Genomic DNA, 1,960 nt, shown 5'->3' on the forward strand with positions numbered 1-1,960 from the left:
CCCCGACGGCCAGTCGAGAGAGCCATCGCCGAGACCAAGACCTGGCGCATCCTCCGCAAAGCCCGCTGCCACCCCACCAGACTCACGTCAATCACCAAAGCCATCCTCACCCAGGAGACTCACACCTGAACAAGCTCAGTCTGGCTGGGGTCAGAGGGGCCACGCGCTTGCTGTTGAGCACGCCGGTCAGATTCTCACTCCCCCGCGGTGCTGTCACGTTGTGGGTGGTGTGATCGTCAGGGCGTGAAAGGCCGTCGGCAGCTGGTTGCTCAGGCCGCAGAGGGCATGCCGGCGACGCCGGTGATCTGGTCCCAGATCGTGAAGCGGACGGTCATCTCGAGGCGGTGGCGGCGGGCGGCCATGAGAAGGCGTCGGCCTAGGCGGATTGCCCTCTATGTTCTAGTAGCTTCCTTGCCACGTTTGCGCGGTACGCCCGTTATACGCTTGGCGAGATTGCCGATAGGGGCGATGTGGATCATGGCTTCGGAGCTGGTGGTGAGGGTCTCGCAGTCGCGGGCGAGACGCCGGTGCATCATGATCCACATGATCCAGCCGATGCTGCGCCCCCCTACCCAGCGCCGTTTCACGATGTGAAATCCGCGAACTCCGGGGTTTCTGTTGACTACTTCGACGTCGATTCCGAGCTGGGCGCCATGCTCGACGACAGCGTTCTTGAAGCCGGTGTCGACTCAGCTCTTGGATTGGTTGTTCAGGGGCACATTGGCGGGGGTCTTCACGCTTTGGGTGTCGATGACCGAGGCCGGTCGGGCGTGCGGCCTTCCTTGACGTGAGCCAGTACTACAGCCCCAGATCTTGTGAGGTCTGATCGTTCCCCGTCGTTGACTGGTCATGCTGAGCAATGTGGCGCCGGAGGATGTGGAGGGGTGGGCGGAGGGACTCGCCGCGCTCACCTCGGGGTTGGGTCATCTCTGCTGTCGGGTCTGAGCAGGAAGAACGGCTGGAGGATGGCCGAGCGGGCCGGGCACGCTACCCCGCACCGGATCCAGAAGTTCCTCAGCGAGGCGTCCTGGGACGCGGGCGCACTACTGGCGGAGGTCCAGGACAATTGCGCCTGCTTGCCCGGCCTCAACCCGGTGGAGCGGGTGCGGCACTGAGCTTCCCCCGGAAGGCGGGATGTGGTGACAGGGTTCACATGGTCCCTCGTGAGGAGGACGGGGCTTGCCGGGGTGGTCACAGCGGCAGCTTGGCCATGTAGTCAGAGGCCGGGCGGTCAATTCGGTAGACGAAGTGCAGGCGATCGTCGATGGGGTTGTCCGGTTCCAGGGATGCCTCGGTGTAGCGGTGGAGTCCGGTCTTCTCCAGCACCCGCCAGGAGGCGCGGTTTGCGGAGTGGACAGGGACGATGATGCTCTTCGCGTCCGGGTGGTCGGTCCAGGTGGCCTCGACGATCGCCTGGATGATGCGTGTGCCGAGCCCTCGGCCGGTCAGCTGGGGGTCACCGATCAGGTAGTCGAGGGTCATCGCCTGCCCGGGAACCTCAGCCTGGGATGCCAGATCGCCGATGTACTGCGGATAATCGGCGATCCAGCACCGCTGCACCAGGGCGACCGGGTTTGCGTCGACAGCGACGAGGAAGTCCTCCGAAGGCTCCTCGCCCCGGGCCGCCGGCCCGAAGTCGCGTGCGACCGCCTCGGGCGACGTTTCGTGATTCCACCAGCGTGCGACATGAGGCTCGAGCAGCCACTTCCTCAGCTGCGGGAAGTCGGACTCGCCGAGCCTGCGCCATGTGATTGTCACAGAGAGCCTCCAGATCGGTCGCGTGTCCAGCCTTTATGCCAGATAGCCTGCCGCCGCGTGAAGCGGTGCGCGGGCGAGCACGCGTTGGAGGTCTGGCGGCCCCGCCGCGAACGCGGTGAGGTCGTCCTTGGCCTCCAGCAGCATCTGTTTGACCTTCGGGAACTGGGTGCCGAGCATGTCGGCGACGGTGTCGAGCTGAGCG

Annotated in this window: 1 protein-coding gene and 3 pseudogenes; 1 reads left to right on the top strand and 3 read right to left on the bottom strand. The window is 65.2% G+C overall.

What is annotated here, in order from left to right; genetic code table 11:
* A pseudogene (locus IF89_RS48770) lies at positions 1–129 on the top strand (IS5/IS1182 family transposase); the annotation flags it as partial.
* Between the two features lie 140 nt (positions 130–269).
* Here IF89_RS48770 and IF89_RS50045 read toward each other — a convergent pair.
* The 3 genes and pseudogenes from IF89_RS50045 to IF89_RS0135145 all read right to left on the bottom strand — a co-directional run.
* Positions 270–374, bottom strand: a pseudogene (locus IF89_RS50045) (IS6 family transposase); the annotation flags it as partial.
* Between the two features lie 25 nt (positions 375–399).
* Positions 400–796: pseudogene (locus IF89_RS43875) on the bottom strand (IS5/IS1182 family transposase); the annotation flags it as partial.
* Between the two features lie 395 nt (positions 797–1,191).
* Positions 1,192–1,758 (bottom strand): GNAT family N-acetyltransferase, encoded by a 567-nt coding sequence (locus IF89_RS0135145; RefSeq protein WP_030777093.1) that lies wholly within the window; start codon positions 1,756–1,758, stop codon positions 1,192–1,194.
* Positions 1,759–1,960: the final 202 nt, after the last annotated feature.

The organism is Streptomyces sp. NRRL F-2664, assembly GCF_000719345.1.
In the GTDB taxonomy this organism is placed as follows: Bacteria; Actinomycetota; Actinomycetes; order Streptomycetales; family Streptomycetaceae; genus Streptomyces.